The organism is Bradyrhizobium sp. AT1 (genome assembly GCF_001590795.1).
In the GTDB taxonomy this organism is placed as follows: Bacteria; Pseudomonadota; Alphaproteobacteria; order Rhizobiales; family Xanthobacteraceae; genus Bradyrhizobium.
The window spans coordinates 1-2283 of sequence record NZ_JXDL01000007.1; the positions used below are offsets into that span (position 1 = coordinate 1).

Here is a 2283-nt window from a genome sequence, read left to right on the forward strand (position 1 = left end):
AGGCCGCGGTCGAGCGCCCGCACCGCGTGGCGGCGCTGCATCCGCGCCCGATCAGCCGGGCGCGCGTCCCCGAGGGCGAGGCAAAGCAGACCGCGTCGCATGGCCTCGCCAGCTTCTATTCCGATACGGAGACCGCGAGCGGCGAGCGGTTCGACAAGAACGAGTTGACCGCGGCGCATCCCACCCTGCCATTCGGCACCAAGCTCCGCGTCACCGATACCAATTCCGGCCGTTTCGTCACGGTCAGGGTCAACGATCGCGGGCCCTATGTTCGCGGGCGTGTGGTCGACATCTCGCCGTCCGCGGCCGAGGCGCTCGGCATGGTCGACAAGGGCATCACCAACGTCCGCCTCGAGGTCGTGCAATAGCGCGCTCATCAAGACGAGGCGGCACGCTTAACCGGCTGTTAGCGGCTTCTCAAGCACCATGGCTGTCCAGACAATTTGGGGCTGTTGGGGAGACGGACGCTTGACCACGATCCAGTATCTCGAAGATCAGGCCGCGCGCGCCGAGCGTCTCGCCAAACGGATCACGGATACCCTGACGATCGAGAAGCTCCTGACCTTTGCCGGCGACCGCCGCCGCGAGATCGAGGTCATCGCCGGTAAACAGCGCGCCTAACCCCGGGATCCATGTCCTGAGCGCATTCGCCCTCGCTGCGAGGCGCGGAACTTCTCGCCTCCTCCTGCGTCATGACAGTGATTGAAGAGGAGGACACCATGGGTTTTGGACGAGGTGCTTTGCTTTGGTTGCTTGGCGTGCCGCTGCCGATCGTTCTGCTGCTGGCATTGTTCTGGCACCACTAAGGGTGCCACAGGAAAAGCGCCGCGGAAGCGGCGCTTTTTTGTTGGCTGCGATCTGAACGAGTTGGTGCGAGGACTCGCGATCAGCTGTGGCTCTCGACGAAGTCGCTGAGATAATCGGGCATCGTCATGCCGTCGATATCGCAGCGGGCCCGGATTTCGCCGGCGACGATGGTCGAGATGTCCTTCATCCAATGTTCGAGCGTGTTGAACGAAATCACCTTGATGGGGTCGTAGAAGCAGCCGGCGACGAGCTCGCCGATCGTGGCTTCGAGATCGTTCCGTTCAATCCGGATCTCCGTCGCCTCGTCGAGGCGATCGATCACCACGAATAGGGTTTGATCCGCGCCATAGGGCACGACAGGGGATGGCACGCCAGCTTCGCGCATGTGAGACACTCACGCCTTGGCTTCCGATCTCCGGACAACGGGAAAAACCGGACAAAGGTTCCTGCGCCCACGCGGCTTCCGCGGCAATCAGAGAAATTCTCTCCAGCGCGACAGCTCGATGACGTGCTCGGGCGAGAGAATGCCCGTCACGAGCGGCGGCTGTGCCAGTGTGCGGATCTCATAGAGATGCCGGGTCGCCGCCGGCTTCTGCATGAACGCGGTGATGCATTCGTCGAGCGTGCCTTCGATCACCTGATAAGGCTCCCGATCGGGCTGACGCTGATTGGCGAGCGACGGCCATTTATTCAGGACGGCAGGCGCACTGAAATCGACCTTAGACTCTGCAACCACATCCCCCATCACACGCCCTCACGCAAAAAATGCCCCAGCACGCGGTGTCGCGTGCCGGGGCTTACACCTGTCGCTGCATCTCAATGCCACGCCGCCATAACGCGGCAGCCGGGAAAAGGTTCCCGGCCTGTCGTTGTCAGCTCGCGGCCGCGGCGATCCTGTGCCCCGGGCTGACCTGGCCCTGGCTGTGCTCGTCGCGACTGACCTTCGGCGGCAGCCCGGCAAAGCGCCGCAAGGCTTCCGCCATCTGCACCCGGCCCGGCGCGCCTGTTATCACCACATCGACCATCGTGAAGGACGAGTGGAAATGGCCGTGCGCCTTCAGCTGTTCGACCGGGACGCCCGCGGCCGCCATCGCCTCGGCATAGGCGACGCCTTCGTCCCGCAGGGGATCGAACTCGCAGGTCGTCACGAACGCGGGCGGCAAGCCGGCGACCTTGCCGCGCAGCGGCGAGACGCGCGGATCGGTGCGGTCGGCCGGCGAGCAGTAGAGGTCCCAGAACCAGTACATCAGCCCGCGCGTCAGGAAATAGCCTGTCGCATTGTCGTTGTAGGATGCACGATCGAAGCTGCAGTCGGTGACCGGGCAGATCAGGAGCTGGCCGGCGATCTCGGGCCCGCCGCGATCGCGCGCGAGCTGGCAGGTAACGGCGGCGACGTTTCCGCCGGCGCTCCAGCCCGCGACCAGCACCGGGCCCGCCTTGCCGCCGAGGTCGGTGGCGTGCTAGGCGATCCAGCGG

The 2283-nt window shown here is 64.7% G+C and carries 4 protein-coding genes and 1 pseudogene; 2 read left to right on the forward strand and 3 right to left on the reverse strand.

Annotated elements, in window-relative coordinates; genetic code table 11:
- The coding region (locus tag SE92_RS34645) for a septal ring lytic transglycosylase RlpA family protein (protein WP_063203933.1) at positions 1-368 on the forward strand (368 nt) is incomplete at its 5' end.
- A gap of 100 nt (positions 369-468) precedes the next feature.
- A complete protein-coding gene (locus SE92_RS36990) occupies positions 469-621 on the forward strand; it encodes a hypothetical protein (RefSeq protein WP_198172995.1) in 153 nt (50 codons plus the stop codon).
- Positions 622-886: 265 nt separating this feature from the next.
- Here the strand turns inward: SE92_RS36990 and SE92_RS34650 are convergent, their stop codons facing one another.
- The 3 genes and pseudogenes from SE92_RS34650 to SE92_RS34660 all read right to left on the reverse strand — a co-directional run.
- A complete protein-coding gene (locus tag SE92_RS34650; protein WP_063203934.1) occupies positions 887-1192 on the reverse strand; it encodes a hypothetical protein in 306 nt (101 codons plus the stop codon).
- Positions 1193-1279: 87 nt separating this feature from the next.
- A complete protein-coding gene (locus tag SE92_RS34655) occupies positions 1280-1552 on the reverse strand; it encodes a hypothetical protein (protein ID WP_063203935.1) in 273 nt (90 codons plus the stop codon).
- Positions 1553-1679: 127 nt separating this feature from the next.
- Positions 1680-2283, reverse strand: a pseudogene (locus SE92_RS34660) (alpha/beta hydrolase); the annotation flags it as partial.